Here is an 18,978-nt window from a genome sequence, read left to right as displayed (position 1 = left end):
TGTTTCTACACCTTCAATCCTGCCAAAATTTTAACGTATTGCTCCCCAACAAGCTAACTGAAATCGGTAGGATCGATATCTATTGACCACCTTACCTTCATTGCCTGTGGCAACGCCTGTAAAAATGGCAGCGCCAAACGTAGCGCATTGTGAAGCGGTGCACGCTTTTCATGGCTGCACACCAGCATAAACCGAAACCTGCCTTGCCGCTTTTCAATCAGGCAAGGAAACGGACCGTTTATATCAATGGCGTGTCGTTCGTTAAACACCTGCTTACTTTCCTGTAGAAAGCGATAAGCCAAACTACCATCGGTAGCCTCTGCACGAATAACAAATTGGCTAATAAAAGGCGGCAAGCACGCCGCTTTTCGTTCCATTAATGCGTGCCGTGCGAAATGCCCATAGCCATTGTGCACTAAATCTTGCAGCAATGGGTGATGTGGATTGTGAGTTTGAAGCCACATTTCGCCGGGTTTGCTGGCGCGCCCTGCCCTTCCAGCAAGCTGAGTTACAAGCTGGGCAAGCTTTTCTGGAGCTCTGAAATCCGCACTAAAAAGAGCACCATCACAATCGAGCACCGCCACTAAGGTTACATGAGGAAAATGGTGACCTTTTGACAGTATCTGAGTGCCAACCAGCAGCTGATACTCTTGGCGATTAATGGCATCAAGTGTTTGGTGCAGTTTGTCCTTGCCCCGCACGGTATCGCTGTCTATTCGTACTTGTTTAACGCCGGGAAATAAGCTTGCAAGCCCTTGCTCCACTTGCTCGGTTCCCGTACCTGCCGTAACTAATTCATTGTGATGGCAAGCCTCGCAGTTCGATGGCATTGAGCGCATGCCACCGCAGTGATGACACTGTAGTCGGTTCTGCGCTTTATGTACGGTATAGGGCCGGTCACAACGCTTGCACATTACGGTTTCACCACAGTGATGACACAGCAGTGCTGGCGCATAGCCTCTGCGATTCACAAACACTAATACCTGATTTCCCGCGTTGATATGCTGGCGCATTATCGTTAGCAAGCCTTGCGAAATACCGTAGTGAATGGGTTGGTCACGCGCGTCCAACACATGCTGATGCGTGCTTTTCGCACCTCCCGCTCGCTTAGTTAACTGCAAATGGGCATAGCGACCGTTTAGCGCATTATTAAGTGTCTCAAGCGCGGGCGTGGCGCTGCCTAGCAAAAGAGGAATATTATGCTGCTTGGCACGCATGGCAGCTAAATCACGAGCGTGGTAGCGCAGCCCATCCTGCTGCTTAAACGACTCGTCGTGCTCTTCATCCACAATCAACATACCGGGATTGTGTAATGGCGTGAAAATAGCCGAGCGGGTACCAATAATAATACCAAGTTCGCCAGCTTTAGATCGCTGCCAAACGTTTAACCTTTCTTTATCAGAGAGCTGAGAGTGTAAAATGCCAACCGCAATACCAAAGCGCTTTTCAAAGCGAGATACCGTCTGGGGCGTAAGCCCGATTTCTGGCACAAGTATAAGTACTTGTTTTCCGTCGCGCAGTAAGGGTTCAATAGCCTGAAGATACACTTCCGTTTTACCGCTACCGGTTACCCCTTCAAGCAAACTTACCGCGAAGTTACCTTGCTGCCGATTAAGCGCGGCAATAGCAACCGACTGTTCTGTGTCTGGAACCGGCTTTTCAGACACCGATAACGAGGCAAGCCAACTGCCTGGCCTAAATTCAGGCGCGACGTCCTCGATGCTTGCCAATGACTTTTCGACAAGTGCTTTAACTGCAGGAGCACCATACTGCTTTCGCGCTTGCGAGGCTATTAAGGCACCACCAGCCAGTGCAGTAAAACAAGCTTGTTGCTTAGGCGCCCGCGATAGCGTGTCTGCGGTCGTTTGTTTACCTTCTTCGGTAAGCATTAGCATGTCTTGTGGCGTGGGGGCCGCCGACTCGCCTTTGCGCAGTAAAACAGGCAGCATGGCGTGCAGCACTTCACCAGGTGCATGATGATAATACTGCCATAGCCACTGGGCCATTTTCAGCAACACACCGTCTATAACCGGAGTGTCGTCAACTACCGACTCAATGGCTTTTAGCTTATCGGTATTATCAATTTCACTTTCAGGTTTTTGTAGGGTTTCAACGACCACACCCACCAATTTGCGTGGACCAAAAGGCACGATCACTCTTACACCCGCGCTGAGTTCCTTTTCGTGGGTATATGTGAAAAGTTGGCGCAGTGGCACTGGCACGGCAACTTGAATATAGGCCATTGCGAACGTTCTACCTTATTTGTTGAAACTAACAGGGCACAGTGTGCTTTTTGTACTGATTTTGCTAACACTGAAAATACTTATTTGGCCACGCATTCCATCATTTGCTATTAGAGTCCGTGGGTATAGCCTTGAAAGGTAAATATTTAAACATACTTTACGTTAAAGCATGAAAGGAATGTTGTTTGTGTAGCTCCCTTGGGTAGTTTTCTTGCCTGGCTAATTTGTTTAACAATTGGGCATAAACCACTTGATCGAGGCACTTCCATCCTATATTATGCGCCGCTCTTTTTGCGATAGGTTGTTCTTTAAACGACTTATCATTTGAACTAAGTAACGTATGGTGTGCGACTTCGGGTTGTATAGCGATACGGCCTTATTATTTGAGGTAACCCAATGAAACAAGATATCCACCCTAAATACGAAGAAATCACAGCAACTTGCTCATGTGGTAACGTAATGAAGATTCGCTCTACGCTTGGTAAAGACATCAACCTAGACGTATGTTCTTCATGTCACCCATTCTACACTGGTAAGCAACGTAACGTTGATACTGGTGGTCGTGTTGATCGCTTCAAGAAGCGTTTCGGTGCATTGGGCAAAAAGTAAGCCTGATATCGAGTTCGAAAAAGCGCCTTTATGGCGCTTTTTTTTGCCTGAAGGTGACTACTTACGCTAGAAAACTAACATTGAATGACTTCCCTTGCTGGCAACGCCTCTTATTTAGAGCTAATTGACCATATCAATATCGCTTACATTTAAAAGCAAAGCGTTCATTATGCTTAATGAAGCTTTTTGACTCCTGACAAGTGTTTATCCCAGTCCCCTCTACTTTGTTTTTTACACGCTTCTTCACTATCAAAATAAATACCAACGGGAATAGACTTTATAGATTCAAGCGCAATATTCACCTGATTTATAAAGTCCATATCCCAACCATTAATCAACGCTTGCTGCTTCTGCTGCTCCGTATTAAACACGGCAATAACTTTAGGTGTTTTCCAAGACCCAAGATGAGTAAGCCAGACGAATCCGTTATCGTCACATTTTACGTTGTCACACACGTCAGTTAGCACTGCGATTAGTTTTCTTTCTGTCATATTCTTTGTCTTCAAAGCTATCCTGAGAGGCCTTTATCCTAGTTTATCAGAAATATAAAACCTAAAAATAAAGAGACGGTTTTTAGAATTCATATTTTTAAGAACTGTGTTTACGGGTATGGATTAATAGACTATCAGTCACACTAACACGCTATCAACACGCTGCCTTGCAATACACCAACAGAATGAAAACAGGGTTAAAAATAAATTGTATGAATGGCAATTATAGGCTTATTTTACTGGTCTAATTAGTATGCCTAACCTACATTGATAATTGAGAATTCTGATCAGATATGTACACAGTGATTAGCTGTGTTAGAGTTGCGATCGGCACCTTGATAGTGAGCATTAATATTATGAATAATGCTCTAATACTAAGACTTGTGGCGCTTTTGTGTTTAAATTTTGGCCTACATGTTAGGCCTAATATCAACAGCGATATGTGAGGAGAATCACGCAGAGTTAACGCTAGGTCTGCAATTTCCAACATACCACACCAGTGCTAACAACTATTTATAATCACTTTTGTCATTAGTTGGTTGTAACGCGCTTACGTTTATCTACCCATAACTATAACAATAATAAAATAGCTACAGAGCGTGAACGAAAACACTGATGAACCCTACATCTAAGGATACCTTTTTACATGTCAGATTTTAGACAACGCGCACTCGATTATCACGCCAAACCCACACCTGGAAAGATCCGCGTAGAGCTATCTAAACCTGCCGATAGCGTCGACGATCTTGCTCTTGCTTATAGCCCAGGCGTAGCCGAACCGGTGAGAGAAATCGCCGAAGATGCAGATAATGCCTATAAGTATACGGGTAAAGGCAACCTTATTGCTGTTATTAGTAACGGAACGGCAATTTTAGGATTGGGTAACCTAGGCCCACTGGCATCGAAACCTGTTATGGAAGGTAAAGCCCTTCTGTTTAAACGTTTTGCTGGCCTGGATGCCATTGACATTGAAGTGAAGCATCGTACGACCGAAGAGTTCATTAATACGGTAGCGAATATCGCCGATACATTTGGCGGCATTAACTTAGAAGACATTAAAGCGCCTGAATGCTTTGAGATTGAACAAGAGCTAATTAAACGCTGTAAAATTCCAGTATTTCATGATGATCAGCACGGTACCGCTATTGTAACCGCAGCAGGTATGCTTAACGCGCTGGAGATTCAGGGCAAAAATATAGAGAGCGCTAAAATCGTTTGCATGGGTGCTGGCGCAGCAGCGGTTGCCTGTATGGAGCTATTGATTAAGTGTGGAGCCCAACGCGAGCGTATCTACATGTTAGATAGAAAAGGTGTTATCCACACTCGTCGCGAAGACTTGACTGAGCATAAGAAGCTTTTTGCTAACAATACCGATAAGCGCACTCTTGAAGACGTTATGGAAGGCGCAGATATCTTTGTCGGTGTATCAGGCCCTGATGTTTTACCGCCAGAAGCGCTTTCTTTGATGGCTGAAAACCCAATTGTATTTGCATGCTCTAACCCTGACCCAGAGATAAAGCCTGAGCTCGCTCACGAAGTACGTAAAGACCTAATTATGGCAACTGGACGTTCAGACTATCCTAATCAGGTAAACAACGTACTGTGCTTTCCGTTCATTTTCCGCGGCGCCCTTGATGTTCGCGCGACGGCCATTAATGATGAGATGAAAGTGGCGGCGGTTGAAGCCCTTCGCTCTATCACAAAAGAACCCGTTCCAGAAGAAGTATTAGCTGCGAGCAAAAGCGATAGCCTGACATTTGGTAAGGAGTACATTATTCCTAAACCTATGGACCCGCGTTTATGTGAACGTATCGCTACTGCGGTATCTAAGGCGGCTATTGAGTCGGGCGTTGCACGAGTGCCTGAAAGCCCAGAAGAATAAAAGTAAATAAAAAACGGCGCTGTGTTGAAGATTATCACTTACATCCGCTAACATACAACACAGGGCCGTTTCTCTTTAATACTAGATATCAGTCGTCTTCAGACACATCATTTTCGAAGCTTGGATCAATACCCATTTCTTCCATAATGCGCCTAGCTTCAGCCGGCACGCGATTAGGGTTGTCTTTACGCAGGTCATCGTCGTTAGGCAAAGGTTGCCCGGTAAACGCGTGTAAAAATGCTTCACACAACAGTTCCGAATTAGTGGCGTGGCGCAAATTGTTGATTTGGCGGCGGGTACGCTCATCAGTAAGCGCTTTAAGCACATTAATAGGTATAGAGACAGTGACTTTCTTTACCTGTTCGCTCTTTTTCCCATGCTCTGCGTAGGGGTGAATATATTTACCGTTCCATTCTGCCATTGTACTAACTCGGTCTACTCTTTTTATATTATGAAGAGAAATTCTAAACAAGTTCACGAAAAGGTCAATTGAGCAGTGTAAACCTCTTGACGTCTAGACATATATTCTTTAATTTAGACGTCTAAACGTCTATAAGATTACATTTTTGAGAGTATAAACCATGGTTTCTTACGCACAAGGTATCGATGCATTAAACCAGTCCCTGTCGGAACTGCGTGATATTGATGTATCTTTTGAATTCTTTCCGCCTAAAACGGAAGCCATGGAACAAACCCTGTGGAAGTCGGTTGAACGTCTAGCGCCGTTAAAGCCAAGCTATATGTCGGTGACTTACGGTGCCAACAGCGGTGAGCGTGACAGAACCCACGACGTTGTAAAACGCATTCAACAGCAGACTGGTGTTGCTGCCGTTCCTCACTTGACCTGTGTTGATGCAAGCCGTGACGAACTGAAGCAAATTGCTAAAGACTACTGGGACTCAGGCATTCGCCGTATTGTTGCACTTCGTGGCGATTTACCCCCAGGGGTCGACAAAACAGAAATGTATGCCTCTGACCTTGTTGCCTTACTAAAAGACGTTGCCGATTTTGATATTTCAGTTGCTGCCTACCCGGAAAAACACCCTGAAGCGCCAAATGCGCAATTCGACTTGCTAAACCTTAAACGCAAGGCCGAAGCTGGCGCTACCGAAGCGATAACCCAGTTCTTCTTCGACACAAGTGTTTACCTGCGATTTAGAGACCGCGCTGCCGCAGCTGGTGTCGACTTAGATATCGTTCCGGGTATATTGCCGGTAACCAACTACCAAACACTTGTGAAATTCGCGGGCTTCACAAATGTTCATGTACCGGGATGGTTGCACAAAATGTTCGACGGCCTTGATGCCGACGACCAAGCCACCCGCAATCTAATCGGCGCTAACATTGCTATGGACCAAGTGAAAGTTTTAGCAAAAGAAGGGGTTAAGCACTTCCATTTCTATACCTTAAATCGCAGTGAATTAAGCTATGCTATCTGCCACATGTTGGGTGTACGCTCAGGCGATTGATTTTGTATAGCGGTAACAAGACTACACGAGTAGATGACTAAAGGCGCACTTCATGCGCCTTTGTTGTATAAAGAATACATTAACCTTTTGCCAGTAACGCCAACGCCAGTTACCATTTGCTGTAATATGAATTGAACTATTGATACCGTAAGGTCTCCCATCAAGAGATCGCACTGTTTATCGGCCAGAGGGTATCGCCAGGAGAAGTCGAGTGGATTTAGACAAGGTTAAAGCCTTATATAACAATGTTACCCCTCAACTAAGGGAACTCTTCAGCATCTTTATAAAACGCTGCAGAGAGGACAACATTACTATCTCTGCTGGGCACTTGGCTTATGTAACTTTGTTATCTTTAGTACCCTTTATTATGGTGACCTTCACTATAATGTCGGCCTTTCCTGCCTTCGCATCAGTAAGAAGCAAACTAGAGCATTTTGTATTTAGTAACTTTGTTCCCACCGCCAGCGATGTGGTACACAAATACATGACTGATTTTGTGGGCAACGCCTCACAAATGAGCGCCATTGGCATTTTGTCACTACTGGTCGTTGCGCTAATGCTGATATCAAACGTGGATAAAACCTTAAATAGAATTTGGCGTACGCAAAGTGACAGACCTATTGTGTATACCTTCGCTATTTACTGGATGGTAATCACGCTTGGCCCTATGTTGATTGGCTCTAGTGTAGTGGTCAGTTCCTATTTGACTGGATTAGCGGCATTCACTGAAGAATACACGCCAGGTCTTGGTACCTTCTTACTCAGCCTTGTACCCAGCGGTGCAGCCATGCTTGCATTCACTATTTTATACATGGTAGTGCCAAATAGAAGAGTATTTGCCCGCCATGCGTTTATAGGCGCAATTGTTGCCACTATAGCTTTTGAAATTACTAAATCGGGCTTTGCGCTTTATGTAACAAACTTTCCGTCTTATGAGTTAATTTATGGTGCCCTTGCGGTGGTACCTATCCTGTTTTTATGGGTGTATTTGTCGTGGATAATTGTGCTGTTCGGTGCAGAATTCACGTGCAGCTTAGGCGAAGCTTTTGAAAACCGTAAAGCAGAAAACGAGCCGCGCAAGGTTCCAAAGGAATAGTCGACCAAGGGTACAGGCGTAGTAATGATTTACCTTTCGGGGCGGCTTTAAACCAGTGTGCACAGATGCTCTCAAAAAACGTATAAAACGAAAGAAGGGAGCTGCAAGCTCCCTTCTTTATAATTGATGCCTAACTAACGGCTAGTTTTTCATTGAAGATATAAAGGCGTCAGACTCAGCGATAGCTGAATTCATTTGTCTGATAAGCTGAGCAACATTGTTTTCAATTGTAGAAAGTTCGCCCTGCAGTGCACCAATGGCGCTGGCATTTAAGTTGTGCTTAAGGTACAGCACATTGTCTTGAAGTGCGCTTAATACTGGTGGCATTTTGCTTTCAGCTTTACGCATAGCTGTCATTAATGAAGAATAGCGACGCTTGGTTTCGCGAAGCTTTGCTGCGCTATCCCGCTTCAACGATGCGTTCTCATATTTTTCAAGCTCTTCTGCCCACTCATCAAATAAAGCTTCAGCAACGCTTTCCACTTTATCAATACGTGAACTCACTTCTTCTGAAGCGGCAACACTGTCTTCGTATTGACCATTCAAGCGATTGTAGACGTCTTCTAGCTCTCCGCCATCGAACGCAACTGCAGCACTGAATGCTTCTAACGCAGAATTAAACTGCTCTTGTGCATCTTCCTGAGATTCTTTAGCGTTTTCAACGCGGTCAACTAAGATATCGCGCTTTTCAACGCCCACCTTTTCCCATGCTGCGTAATATGCAGACTGACACCCACTAAGGGCAAGCATAGCAACAAATGCGGATGCGATTAACTTCATGCGGTTACTCCACCTCTAAAACGTGCTGCGCTTATAATACAAATCAAATGCAAAAGAGCCCCTAACGGCCAAAAGACAATGGCTAGTACCACAGTTGCAGCTAAGGCATAACATACGCCTACTGTGATGAAAAAGAACAATGCACCTAAAATTCTTCCTTGTACCAGGTGACCTAACCCAGGAATAAAGAAGTTACAAATTGCGGCGATTACGTTACCGCCCGATCCTTGACCTGCCATATCAACATCCTCGCATTTATGACTATAATATGATTAGCTAGCACGTAATGACACTTGTTCTATAGTATAGAGTTAGTAGTTATCGCTTATTTTAAAAGCAAAAACAGCGTTGAAGCAGTCAACACGCAAACGTTTGTATAACAATAAACTAAACTAAAACAGGCACTCACACAACGCGCAGAAACAAAATGAAACGACTTTACCCCGATGTTACCTACTATGAAAACGGATTTATCGAAGTGGGAAGTGGGCATTCGCTTTACTTCGAGCAAAGTGGCAATCCAAACGGTATCCCCGTGCTTTTTATTCACGGCGGGCCTGGCGCAGGCTTACCCCCTAACTACAAATGCTTTTTTGATAGCAACAAGTATCGCATTATAGGTTATGAGCAACGTGGTTGCGGCCGCTCTATCCCTCTCGCTGATACGATAAACAACGACACGTGGTCGAATGTTGAAGATATAGAAGCATTACGAACACACCTTTCAATACCTGAATTCCTATTGTTTGGCGGCTCATGGGGCTCTACGCTTGCCTTACTTTATGCTCTAAAGTACACCCCGCGAGTAACAGGTCTCATTCTTCGTGGCGTATTTTTAGCTAGGCAAGAAGACAGAGATTGGTTTTTATCTCCAAATGGATGCGCTGCGCAGCTATTTCCCGAGTACTACCGCAAATTCACCAAGGATGTGCCTACACCGTTGACATCAAGCGCAGTCTGCAGTTTTTATAGCGCAATGGTACGCTCTAGCAACGATGTACTGCGTCACGCAGCCTTAAAGCGCTGGTATCAGTGGGAGGAGCGATTATCGCGTATTACTTTACCCCCCGGCGTAGGTGACTCTACTGACAATTACCCCATGCAACTGGTCACTTGCCTAGCAACGTTAGAGTGCCACTTCCTTTCTAACAAATGCTTTCTAGATGAAAACTACATCCTTGAAAACATTGACAAAATAAGTCATATTCCGGGCACTATTATTCACGGTCGCTACGATATGATTTGTAAAACAGAAGCTGCTGAAGCACTTCACAAAGCATGGCCTCAAAGCCAGTTACAAATCATCCCAGATGCGGGGCACAGCACATCCGAACCCAGTATAGGATACGCCCTTTGCCGCGCTACTCGCGACATGTCACGCTTTATTCAGGAGTCATCAAAGTGATAGGACTTATCCAACGGGTATCGGAAGCTAACGTAACTGTAGACGATAACGTTATTGGTGAGATCGGCAAAGGCATGTTGGTGCTGTTAGGTGTTGAAAAGGATGACGGCGAAGCGCAAATAGAAAAACTTGCAAATAAACTCTGTCGTTATCGTATGTTTAGCGATGAAAACGGCAAAATGAATTTAAATATTGAGCAAGTCGATGGCGAAATACTGGTGGTATCTCAGTTCACGCTTGTTGCAGACACTCAAAAAGGGAATCGTCCAGGTTTCTCCCGCGGTGCATCCCCAGAACATGGTCAAGCTATCTATGAGCAATTTGTACAAGCCCTTAAAGATAAAGGCATGAAAGTAGCTACCGGTAAGTTTGGTACCGACATGCAAGTTGGCCTTATAAACGATGGCCCTGTGACGTTTCACTTTCACGTTTAAAAGCACTACATTGAGGGTGTCCGCACTTTACATCTTGGTTCATCACACACCATTTAAGTTTACAGGTATCTGTACCCACTTAGTTAAAATAAGTGTTAAGTGAGCGCAGAACAAGCTATTACGGGTCACTTATTCATCACCCCATATATGCTTACATAATTAAGCTTGTACCTCATGGGTTCTTACGTTTAAATACTCTTTCACTCATTTAAGAAGGTCGGTTTATTGTGTACAAGGTAGTTACGCCAAAAAGCGACGTCGAATTTGAAGCCTATTATCAGTTTCGATGGGAGCACTTACGCCAACCATGGAATTTTCCACCTGGTTCTGAAAAAGACGAATATGAACAGGTTGCCGAGCACCGCGTTATTACCAATCGTAAGAACGAAATCGTAGCCTGTGGCCGCGTACATTTGAATACGGCTGAAGAGGCGCAAATTCGTCATATCGCTGTGAACCCAGAACATCAACGCAAAGGCTTAGGTCAAATGATCATGGCCGCGCTAGAAAACGTGGCCAAAGACTTAGGTGCTGAGCGAGCAGTAACAAATAGCCGCGAAATATCCATCGACTTTTTTAGTGCTTGCGGCTTTGAAATTGAGCGTGAAGCCCCTAACGAATTAGGTATGCTAAAACGCCAGCAAATGGTCAAGAAATTCACTGAAAGCAATACCCTTGTATTACATCCTAAATGGTGTAAATCACTGCAAGAGACGTGGTCAGAGACCATACCTATCACCGAACACATGGGTATCAAGCTACACCAATATACCGGGCGTACTCTAGAAACCCGCGCGTCGCTTAATAAAAACATTAATATACACGGCACTATGTTTGCGGGCAGTATATTCTCTTTAGCCACGTTAACGGGCTGGGGCATGATTTACTTGCAGCTTAAAGAGCGTGGATTAGACGGTGACATTGTATTGGGCGATGGTGATATCCATTACCACAAGCCCATCACTATGAAGCCAAGGGCCATCTGTAATATCGAAACCTTATCGGGTAAGTTTAAGCCGCTAGAAAACGATAAAAAAGCACGGTTTGAGCTAAGTGTGGCTATTTTAGATGGCGATACGCCAGTAGCGGAATTTGAAGGTGTATTCTACGTTCTTCCCCCTTCTAAAAACGAAGAAGAGTAGCGTTGCGGGCTGACGCGTTACCACTTGCGATAAAAATATACACATAAAAAAAGCGCCTTTAAGGCGCTTTTTCGTAACTAAGCTATTTGTAAGCTATGTACTGCGTCTACTACGCGACCATAGCAGCTTGAAGCTTTTTCATCGCGTTCTTTTCAATTTGACGAACACGCTCTGCAGAAACTTGATACTTATCAGCTAAGTCCTGCAGGGTGATTTTGTTGTCTGCCAACCAACGGGTTTCAATGATGTCTTGGCTTCGCTCATCTAGCGTTTTAATGGCTGAATACAAACGCTTGCTCGCCGCTGTATCCCAATCATTGTTAATCACGTCGGTTTCAACGTCTGAAGACTTGTCTTCTAGATATTGAACTGGTGCAAAATTACCTGTTTCATCTTCATCCGCAGTTAGATCAAACGCCTGGTCTTGAGAGCTCATGCGCGCTTCCATTTGAAGCACTTCTTTCGTACTCACACCCAATTCGTCTGCAACGGTTTGCACTTCGGCATGGGTAAACCAACCAAGACGTTTTTTCGCCTTACGAAGGTTAAAAAATAATTTACGCTGCGCTTTAGTTGTCGCAACTTTTACTATTCGCCAGTTTTTAAGTACAAATTCATGAATTTCTGCTTTGATCCAATGAACCGCGAAAGAAACCAAACGCACGCCCACTGTTGGGTCGAAACGCTTAACGGCTTTCATCAGACCGATGTTACCTTCTTGAATTAAGTCGGCTTGTGGTAAGCCATAACCTGAGTAAGATTTTGCAATGTGCACTACAAAACGAAGGTGTGACATTACTAGCTTACGAGCGGCTTGTAAGTCTTCGTCTTCGCGAAGGCGCACTGCCAACTCGCGCTCTTCCTCAGCGCTAAGCATATCAATGCTGCTTACAGCTTGAATGTAGCCTTCGATGCTACCGCTGTGTGGCACTGACAGGGCCATAGATTGCAAATTGTTGCTCATTGTTCACCTCATTTATTGCCGCTTCATATTAGCAAAGTAACTGAAGCTGCGCGAGACCTAATTAAGATATGAAGTCTAACCGATATGTAGGTATAGTGACTATTTCTACAATATCAAGACCTAGAATAAGAAAAAAAGTTCAACTTTAAGAAAGAACTATCTATTTAGCACTCTTTCAATCAAAACCTCTCGCCCTTTCTTATGGGCGCAAGCTCTCTTGACTTCATACTCCACTAACGTCACATACGTTCAATGACTGACCTGTATTAAGTAGGAGTTGGGTAGGTCATTTAACTATAACGATATTATACTTTAATTACATAGCAAGAATTAAAAGCTAATCTCACTGATATGAATTCTAACGTTTATACGCTTCCTACATCAGCGCGAACATAAATGTTGGCAGCCTGCATTATTACGGGTACTCAAAATCTTACAGAAGAGCCATACGTTTACTAATTGAGTATTTTATATCTTGCTTTTCTCTTCGGAAATTGAAAATATTAGATTGTATCAATCGATTTTGCACTACGACCGCTGCATGGCATTTTCCAGACAAGAATAATAAAAAACTGGAAGGGAAATACTTAAGGAAGGAGTAAGGCAAGTAAAGCAAAGAGGAATTTGATGTTTGCTTACGTCGCTAGACAGCCCATATTTGATGTAAACCGAGAGGTTTACGCTTATGAACTACTTTTTCGCGTGGGCGAGGAAAATTGTTTTCCAGATATCCCCCCCCGACGAGGCCACCTCGAAAATTCTCACCTCTACCCACTTAAGTTTGGGCATTGAAGAAATTACCGGAGACAAAAAAGCGTTCATCAATTTTCATCGAGATACGCTAATGTTTCGCTTTCCCACGTCGCTAGATGCAGACAAAGTTGTGATCGAAATCGTTGAAACGGTAGAAGTAGATGGCGCCTTGGTTGCGGCTTGTAAGCACATCCGCGGATTGGGGTATCCAATTGCCTTAGATGATTATGACATGAAGGGAAAATGGGAAGCTTTTATTCCCTTCACCAGTGTCGTGAAAATTGATATCACCGAGATTCCTCACGATGAAATACCCGCCTTGGTGGCGCGTTTTAAATCAAACAAAATCAAGCTAGTTGCTGAGAAGATTGAAACCTATGAAGAGTTTCATAAATTTAAAGATATGGGGTTTGATTACTTCCAAGGCTATTTCCTTGCTAAGCCGGAAATTGTAAGACATAGAAAGTTGGGGCCAAGCAGCTTAACTATGATGGAACTACTCACCCTAAGTAGCCAACCCAAGCTTAATTTCGATGATGTGAATAGTATTATTGGAAGAGATCCATCGCTTACCTACCTGCTGCTGCGCTTTATCAATAACCCTATGGTAAACAAGCGCCATAAAATAACGTCACTAAAGCATGCGCTAACCTTTATGGGTGAGGTAGAAGTGAAGAAGTTTATCTCTTTACTTGCTCTTGCCAACTTAAGCGATGGTCAACCCAGTGAGTTGATGCAGATGGCACTGGTTCGTGCAAAGTTTTGTGAATTAGTGTTTACCCAGCTTGAGGCTTCTGACAACCCGCTTAAAGGCTTCCTCACCGGGCTGTTGTCTCTACTTGACGCCATGATGGAGCAACGTATTGACGACCTAGTGAGCAAGGTTCCGATCAGCGATGATGTTAAAGACGCACTTTGCGGGACACCCAGCAAGCTACGTAATTGCTTGACGCTTGTTCAGTATTTCGAGCGAGCTAACTGGGCTGGCGTTAAACAATTTGCCGCTAAGTATGAAATGAAGCAAAGTCTACTACACAGCTACTACAATGAAGCAATTAAGTGGGCAAAGCACATTCATAGCTCGGCTTTGAAAGATGACTAATAAGCACAGTAAAAGAATGAGTTATCAAAATAATCATTGATTTGTTGTTAGATTATGCCTACATATCATAGACTAGGGTGTGGCTACATATTTTCTAAGCCCACCCAATACCAATAGAAACGTCGTCAAACCATGTTGCCTCAGGAATAGTTTATGTTTGCGTTCATAGCTCGCCAGCCTATTTTAGACAAAAGCAAAAATGTATTTGCTTATGAGCTATTATTTAGGGATGGTAAATCTGGTGCATACCCAGAACACAGTGATCAGAAAACTAAATATATTTCAGAGCACTTTCACCCACTAGGGCTTGACGATATAAGCGGTGAGAAAACATCCTTTATCACTTTCTCATCTGATACCATTATTTCACGCTTTCCCACTTCGCTTAACCCTGAGTCGGTTGTTGTTGAGCTGGCCGATCCTACCGATAACGCCAACGGTCTGTTCGAAGCATGCCAGCACATCAAGCAGCTTGGTTTTAAGCTCGCTATTGACGATCCTATGATGGTAGGCGCGACACATGATATTTTCCCGCTAATTGATATAGTAAAAGTAGACGTCGCTAAGACTCGCTTTGAAACCATTGAAAAGCACATCCCCCGCTATCATGATGCAAATGTTCAGCTAGTTGCCGAACAAGTTGATACCCAAGACAACTTCACCACCTGCGTAGATTTGGGCTTCGACTTTTTCCAAGGTTATTTCTTTTCTCAGCCTGAAGCGCGCATCCTTAAGCAGCTTCCAGCCTCTAAAATGAATATCGTTGATTTGATGGGGGAAAGCTCAAGTACTCACTTTAACATAGAACGCATTAGCCAAATTATTGAACGCGATGCCACACTCAGCTTCTTATTGCTAAAATTCATTAATAACCCAACCATCAATAAGCGCTATAAGATTACATCGTTAAAGCACGCCCTTAATTACATGGGTGAAGTTGAGATTAAGAAATTTATTGCACTACTAAGCTTAACTAACTTAGGCGACGAGAAACCTCTTGAGATCATACATATGTCACTTGTGCGCGCGAAATTCTTTGATTTGCTTGCTGAGCGCAGAGGCATTAAAAATAACCCGCCGATCTCTTTCTTAGTTGGTCTATTTTCTTTACTTGAAGGTTTACTCGATCAGTCTATGACAGACATTGTGAAACAGCTTCCGTTGTCTGAAGAGGTGAATGACGCCTTATTAGGTAAGAACTTGGAAATGAACAATTATATGACGTTAGTCCGCGCATTCGAGAGCGCACTGTGGATGAACGTTATCAAGCAAGCAAAGTTGCTAGACATTGATCAAAAGCAACTACACATGCTTTATAACCAAGCGATTACTTGGGGCAACGGCGTGCGCAGCGCTATATCTTCACACTACCCACGAGCTATTGCTTAAAAAGTTATGTATAGAGGCGATGCGTTTACGCTAGGCTAACTCCAAGAGGCCGATTAGCACATAACTAGACATTTTGCGTCACCACCTTTATTTGGGCTCAATCTCTTTTACGTGACGTTGGACAGAGATAAGCGACCCAAGTAAACCTAGCAGCACAGAAAGCCCCAACATGGTTAATAATGCTGTGCCAGTGAGCCCAGTGATATTAAATTCTTTCTGGTACATGGTAGCAAACGTTGTGATGCTGCTGTCCATCCACCATAAAATAATGATTACGGCAAACCAAGCCATTAACCCGCCCAGTAGGCCATACCAGAAGCCCGTGTATAAGAAAGGGCGATGAATGAATGCATCTGTCGCCCCTACTAGCTTCATTACTACAATTTCATCGTACTTATTTAAGATATTCAGGCGAATGGTGTTACCAATAATAAGCACCACAGCGATAAACAGGAGCAGACCAATTAAGGTAACTAAGTCTCTTGCGATATCAATGACCGCATACAACCGCTCTAACCACTCAATGTCGAGCTTGCCAATGTCTACTTCTCGCTGTTGGCGCAGCTTGTCTAACAGTGCTTTAGCAGCAGTAGGTGAAGCATGCTTTTCATTAGGGGTAACTAGTACGACATCCGGCAGCGGATTTTTTTCCAGATATGCGATAGCATCACCTAAGCCAGATAGGTGCTGAAACTCTTTAAGTGCGTCATCTGCAGGAATGTAAACTACACTATCTATTTCAGACCAAGTATTTAGTCTAGCTATGAGTTGTTGTGAGCTTGCAGCATTGATATTAGGCTTTAGAAAAAGAGAAATTTCTGAGGCCTGATCCCAGCCTGCGGTAATTTTCTCCGTGTTTTTTACCATGATATAAAGGGTGCTTGGCAAGGTTATACTTAAACCCAGCACGCCAATTGTCATTAACGAGGCTAATGGCTGTCGCCAAAGCTCACCAAGGCTAGACAGGGCTTGTCGCACATGACTGACAAAGAACATGATAATAGTTTGTACCATGCCCACTTTTGATGAGGATGCGCCTTGTGCCCGCCCCTTAAATAAAATACTCACGACCACTCTCCTTCGCCATCACTTGAACCCACATTGCCTATGTCATCGGTTAGACCATCAGTAATCATCTGCCCGTTTTTAAGGGTGAGCGTGCGGTAGCGCATACGCGCAATTAGTCCTAAGTCGTGAGTCGCAATCAGCACCGATACCCCCGCTTGATTGAAATCTTCGAACAAACGGATAATTTCCATTGAAAGTTTAGGGTCGAGGTTACCGGTTGGCTCGTCGGCAAGCAGCAAAGGAGGCTTATTTACGACTGCCCGCGCAATACCTACGCGCTGTTGCTCACCACCAGATAACGTAATGGGTAAGCAGCGCGCTTTGTCTCTAAGACCCACCATTTCAAGGGCAGCATCTACGCGTTTGCGAATTTCTTTGTGCGTATATCCTTCAATCACCAACGGTAAAGCGACATTATCAAAAACTGATTTATCCATTAATAATTGGTGGCTTTGAAAAATCATGCCTATATCGCGACGAATGTAGGCAATATCTCGACGGGTGATGGTGTTAAGGTCGTGACCATTTATGAAAACGCGCCCTACTGTTGGGCGCTCCATAATGCTGATAAGTTTGAGAAGCGTACTTTTTCCCGCACCAGAATGCCCTGTTAAAAAGGCCATTTCGCCCGGTGCAATATGAAAATTTACCTTGCTAAGCGCGCGTTGCCCGCCTGGATAGGTTTTGCTTACCTGCTCAAACTTTATCATTATTTTTCCCTACCGCTTTGCTGATTTTAGCTTTCAGGTGTGTCCATTTCGCTAAACAAGGCATCAATAAATTCTTGTCCGTCAAACTGGCGTAAATCATCGATACTTTCGCCAACACCTATATACCTTATAGGAATTTTAAACTTATCGGCAATAGAGAATATAACACCGCCTTTTGCTGTACCGTCTAATTTGGTAAGGGTGATACCAGTTAAGCCCACAGCTTCGTTAAACAACTTAGCTTGGCTAATAGCGTTTTGCCCGGTACCAGCGTCTAATGTAAGCATCACTTCGTGAGGCGCATTGGGGTTGATCTTCTTCATCACGCGAACCACTTTCTTTAGCTCTTCCATCAAGTTGTTCTTGTTCTGCAAACGCCCTGCGGTGTCAGCAATAAGGATATCTGTGCCGCGAGATTTGGCCGCTTCTAAGGCATCGTAAAGTACTGATGCACTGTCAGCTCCGGTGTGCTGCGCGATAACGGGAATGTCGTTGCGCTCCCCCCATACTTGAAGCTGTTCGACGGCTGCCGCTCTAAAGGTATCACCGGCGGCAAGCATCACTTTCTTGCCTTCTTGCTGAAATTGCTTAGCAAGTTTGCCTATAGTGGTGGTTTTACCCACACCATTTACGCCGACCATTAAAATAACAAAGGGGCCTTCACTTGAATCGTGCGCCTTCATCACTTCTGAAAGAGGCTGATTAACTTCAGACAACATACCCGACATTTGCTGCTTCATGATTTCCAGTAACGCTTCCGCGTCTTTGAGGTCTTTACGGGAAGCACTATCAGTCAAGTGGTCAATAATTTTCTGTGTAGTATCCATGCCCACGTCGGCCACTAAAAGCTGTGTTTCGAGATCTTCGTACAGCTCATCGTCAATGGTTTTGCCTTTAAATAAGCTAACGATGCCGCTGCCCAAATTCTCTTTTGTGCGAGATAGACTTTCCTTTAAGCGTGCGAATAACGACTTTTTCTCTTTAGGCTTTTCTTCAGCTTGGGCTTTGGCCTGTGCTTCAGCTTCTGCCTTTGCGCGCGCTTCTTCTTCCGCTTGCGCCCTCGCCTGTGCTTCAGCTTCTGCCTTTGCACGAGCTTCTTCTTCCGCTTGCGCCTTCGCCTGTGCTTCAGCTTCTGCCTTTAAGCGAGCTTCTTCTTCCGCTTGCGCCTTCGCCTGTGCTTCGGCCTCTGCCTTTAAGCGAGCCTCTTCTTCCGCTTGGGCTTTCGCCTGTGCTTCAGCTTCCGCCTTTAAGCGTGCCTCTTCTTCCGCTTGGGCTTTCGCCTGTGCTTCAGCTTCCGCCTTTGCGCGAGCCTCCTCTTCCGCTTGCGCTCTCGCCTGTGCTTCAGCTTCTGCCTTTAAGCGAGCCTCTTCTTCCGCTTGGGCTTTCGCCTGTGCTTCGGCTTCTGCCTTTAAGCGAGCCTCTTCTTCCGCTTGGGCTTTCG

The 18,978-nt window shown here is 44.5% G+C and carries 17 protein-coding genes and 1 pseudogene; 9 read left to right on the top strand and 9 right to left on the bottom strand.

Features of this window, described 5'->3' with window-relative positions:
- Positions 1–53 precede the first annotated feature (53 nt).
- Positions 54–2,243 (bottom strand): primosomal protein N', encoded by a 2,190-nt coding sequence (priA, locus tag V7R55_RS13165; RefSeq protein ID WP_334059864.1) that lies wholly within the window; start codon positions 2,241–2,243, stop codon positions 54–56.
- Between the two features lie 396 nt (positions 2,244–2,639).
- Here priA and rpmE point away from each other — a divergent pair, with 396 nt between their 5' ends.
- The gene (gene rpmE / locus V7R55_RS13160) at positions 2,640–2,852 is read left to right on the top strand and encodes a 50S ribosomal protein L31 (RefSeq protein ID WP_012519872.1); all 213 of its coding nucleotides are present in this window, start codon (positions 2,640–2,642) and stop codon (positions 2,850–2,852) included.
- 173 nt (positions 2,853–3,025) lie between these two features.
- On the opposite strand, the gene V7R55_RS13155 is transcribed toward rpmE, so the two are convergent.
- A complete protein-coding gene (locus V7R55_RS13155; protein WP_334059863.1) occupies positions 3,026–3,343 on the bottom strand; it encodes a hypothetical protein in 318 nt (105 codons plus the stop codon).
- Between the two features lie 646 nt (positions 3,344–3,989).
- On the opposite strand from V7R55_RS13155, the gene V7R55_RS13150 reads away from it, so the two are divergent.
- Positions 3,990–5,225 (top strand): malic enzyme-like NAD(P)-binding protein, encoded by a 1,236-nt coding sequence (locus V7R55_RS13150; RefSeq protein ID WP_334059862.1) that lies wholly within the window; start codon positions 3,990–3,992, stop codon positions 5,223–5,225.
- 88 nt (positions 5,226–5,313) lie between these two features.
- Here V7R55_RS13150 and metJ read toward each other — a convergent pair whose 3' ends face one another.
- Positions 5,314–5,646, bottom strand: coding sequence for a met regulon transcriptional regulator MetJ (metJ, locus tag V7R55_RS13145; RefSeq protein ID WP_014950979.1), 333 nt, complete (start codon positions 5,644–5,646; stop codon positions 5,314–5,316).
- A gap of 160 nt (positions 5,647–5,806) precedes the next feature.
- Between metJ and metF the strand changes: the two genes are divergently transcribed.
- Both metF and V7R55_RS13135 read left to right on the top strand, forming a co-directional pair.
- Entirely contained in the window at positions 5,807–6,694 is an 888-nt protein-coding gene (gene metF / locus V7R55_RS13140; protein WP_334059861.1) for a methylenetetrahydrofolate reductase, read from the top strand.
- Between the two features lie 211 nt (positions 6,695–6,905).
- Complete coding sequence (locus tag V7R55_RS13135; protein ID WP_334059860.1) at positions 6,906–7,790, top strand: virulence factor BrkB family protein; 885 nt, start codon at positions 6,906–6,908, stop codon at positions 7,788–7,790.
- A gap of 141 nt (positions 7,791–7,931) precedes the next feature.
- Here the strand turns inward: V7R55_RS13135 and V7R55_RS13130 are convergent, their stop codons facing one another.
- On the bottom strand, positions 7,932–8,570 hold the full coding sequence (locus tag V7R55_RS13130) for a DUF2959 domain-containing protein (RefSeq protein WP_179984767.1): 639 nt from the start codon (positions 8,568–8,570) through the stop codon (positions 7,932–7,934).
- Positions 8,567–8,809 (bottom strand): hypothetical protein, encoded by a 243-nt coding sequence (locus V7R55_RS13125; protein WP_025257569.1) that lies wholly within the window; start codon positions 8,807–8,809, stop codon positions 8,567–8,569. Before V7R55_RS13125 ends, V7R55_RS13130 begins: the two co-directional genes overlap by 4 nt.
- A gap of 188 nt (positions 8,810–8,997) precedes the next feature.
- Between V7R55_RS13125 and pip the strand changes: the two genes are divergently transcribed.
- The 3 genes from pip to V7R55_RS13110 all read left to right on the top strand — a co-directional run bounded on the left by pip (position 8,998) and on the right by V7R55_RS13110 (position 11,551).
- Positions 8,998–9,975: a prolyl aminopeptidase gene (gene pip / locus V7R55_RS13120; protein ID WP_334059859.1), complete on the top strand. Its 978-nt coding sequence runs from the start codon at positions 8,998–9,000 to the stop codon at positions 9,973–9,975.
- Entirely contained in the window at positions 9,972–10,409 is a 438-nt protein-coding gene (gene dtd, locus V7R55_RS13115; RefSeq protein ID WP_334059858.1) for a D-aminoacyl-tRNA deacylase, read from the top strand. The genes pip and dtd overlap by 4 nt, the downstream gene beginning before the upstream one ends.
- 227 nt (positions 10,410–10,636) lie before the next feature.
- Positions 10,637–11,551, top strand: a complete 915-nt coding sequence (locus V7R55_RS13110) for a bifunctional GNAT family N-acetyltransferase/hotdog fold thioesterase (protein ID WP_334059857.1) — start codon at positions 10,637–10,639, stop codon at positions 11,549–11,551.
- Positions 11,552–11,660: 109 nt separating this feature from the next.
- Here the strand turns inward: V7R55_RS13110 and rpoH are convergent, their stop codons facing one another.
- Complete coding sequence (gene rpoH, locus V7R55_RS13105; protein ID WP_179984771.1) at positions 11,661–12,515, bottom strand: RNA polymerase sigma factor RpoH; 855 nt, start codon at positions 12,513–12,515, stop codon at positions 11,661–11,663.
- Positions 12,516–13,142: 627 nt separating this feature from the next.
- On the opposite strand from rpoH, the pseudogene V7R55_RS13100 reads away from it, so the two are divergent.
- Positions 13,143–14,370: pseudogene (locus tag V7R55_RS13100) on the top strand (EAL and HDOD domain-containing protein).
- A 153-nt stretch (positions 14,371–14,523) separates the two neighbouring features.
- Positions 14,524–15,759 (top strand): EAL and HDOD domain-containing protein, encoded by a 1,236-nt coding sequence (locus V7R55_RS13095; RefSeq protein ID WP_334059856.1) that lies wholly within the window; start codon positions 14,524–14,526, stop codon positions 15,757–15,759.
- A gap of 87 nt (positions 15,760–15,846) precedes the next feature.
- Here the strand turns inward: V7R55_RS13095 and ftsX are convergent, their stop codons facing one another.
- From ftsX to ftsY, 3 genes are all read right to left on the bottom strand, one after another.
- Complete coding sequence (gene ftsX / locus V7R55_RS13090; RefSeq protein ID WP_334059855.1) at positions 15,847–16,827, bottom strand: permease-like cell division protein FtsX; 981 nt, start codon at positions 16,825–16,827, stop codon at positions 15,847–15,849.
- A complete protein-coding gene (gene ftsE, locus V7R55_RS13085) occupies positions 16,824–17,537 on the bottom strand; it encodes a cell division ATP-binding protein FtsE (protein WP_334059854.1) in 714 nt (237 codons plus the stop codon). The genes ftsX and ftsE overlap by 4 nt, the downstream gene beginning before the upstream one ends.
- A gap of 26 nt (positions 17,538–17,563) precedes the next feature.
- A partial coding sequence (ftsY, locus tag V7R55_RS13080; protein WP_334059853.1) for a signal recognition particle-docking protein FtsY occupies positions 17,564–18,978 on the bottom strand: 1,415 nt, incomplete at its 5' end.

It is taken from the genome of Alteromonas sp. S005, assembly GCF_036864475.1.
In the GTDB taxonomy this organism is placed as follows: domain Bacteria; phylum Pseudomonadota; class Gammaproteobacteria; order Enterobacterales; family Alteromonadaceae; genus Alteromonas.
Note: the sequence above shows the minus strand (reverse complement) of the source record. Positions and strands in the feature narration are given on the sequence as shown.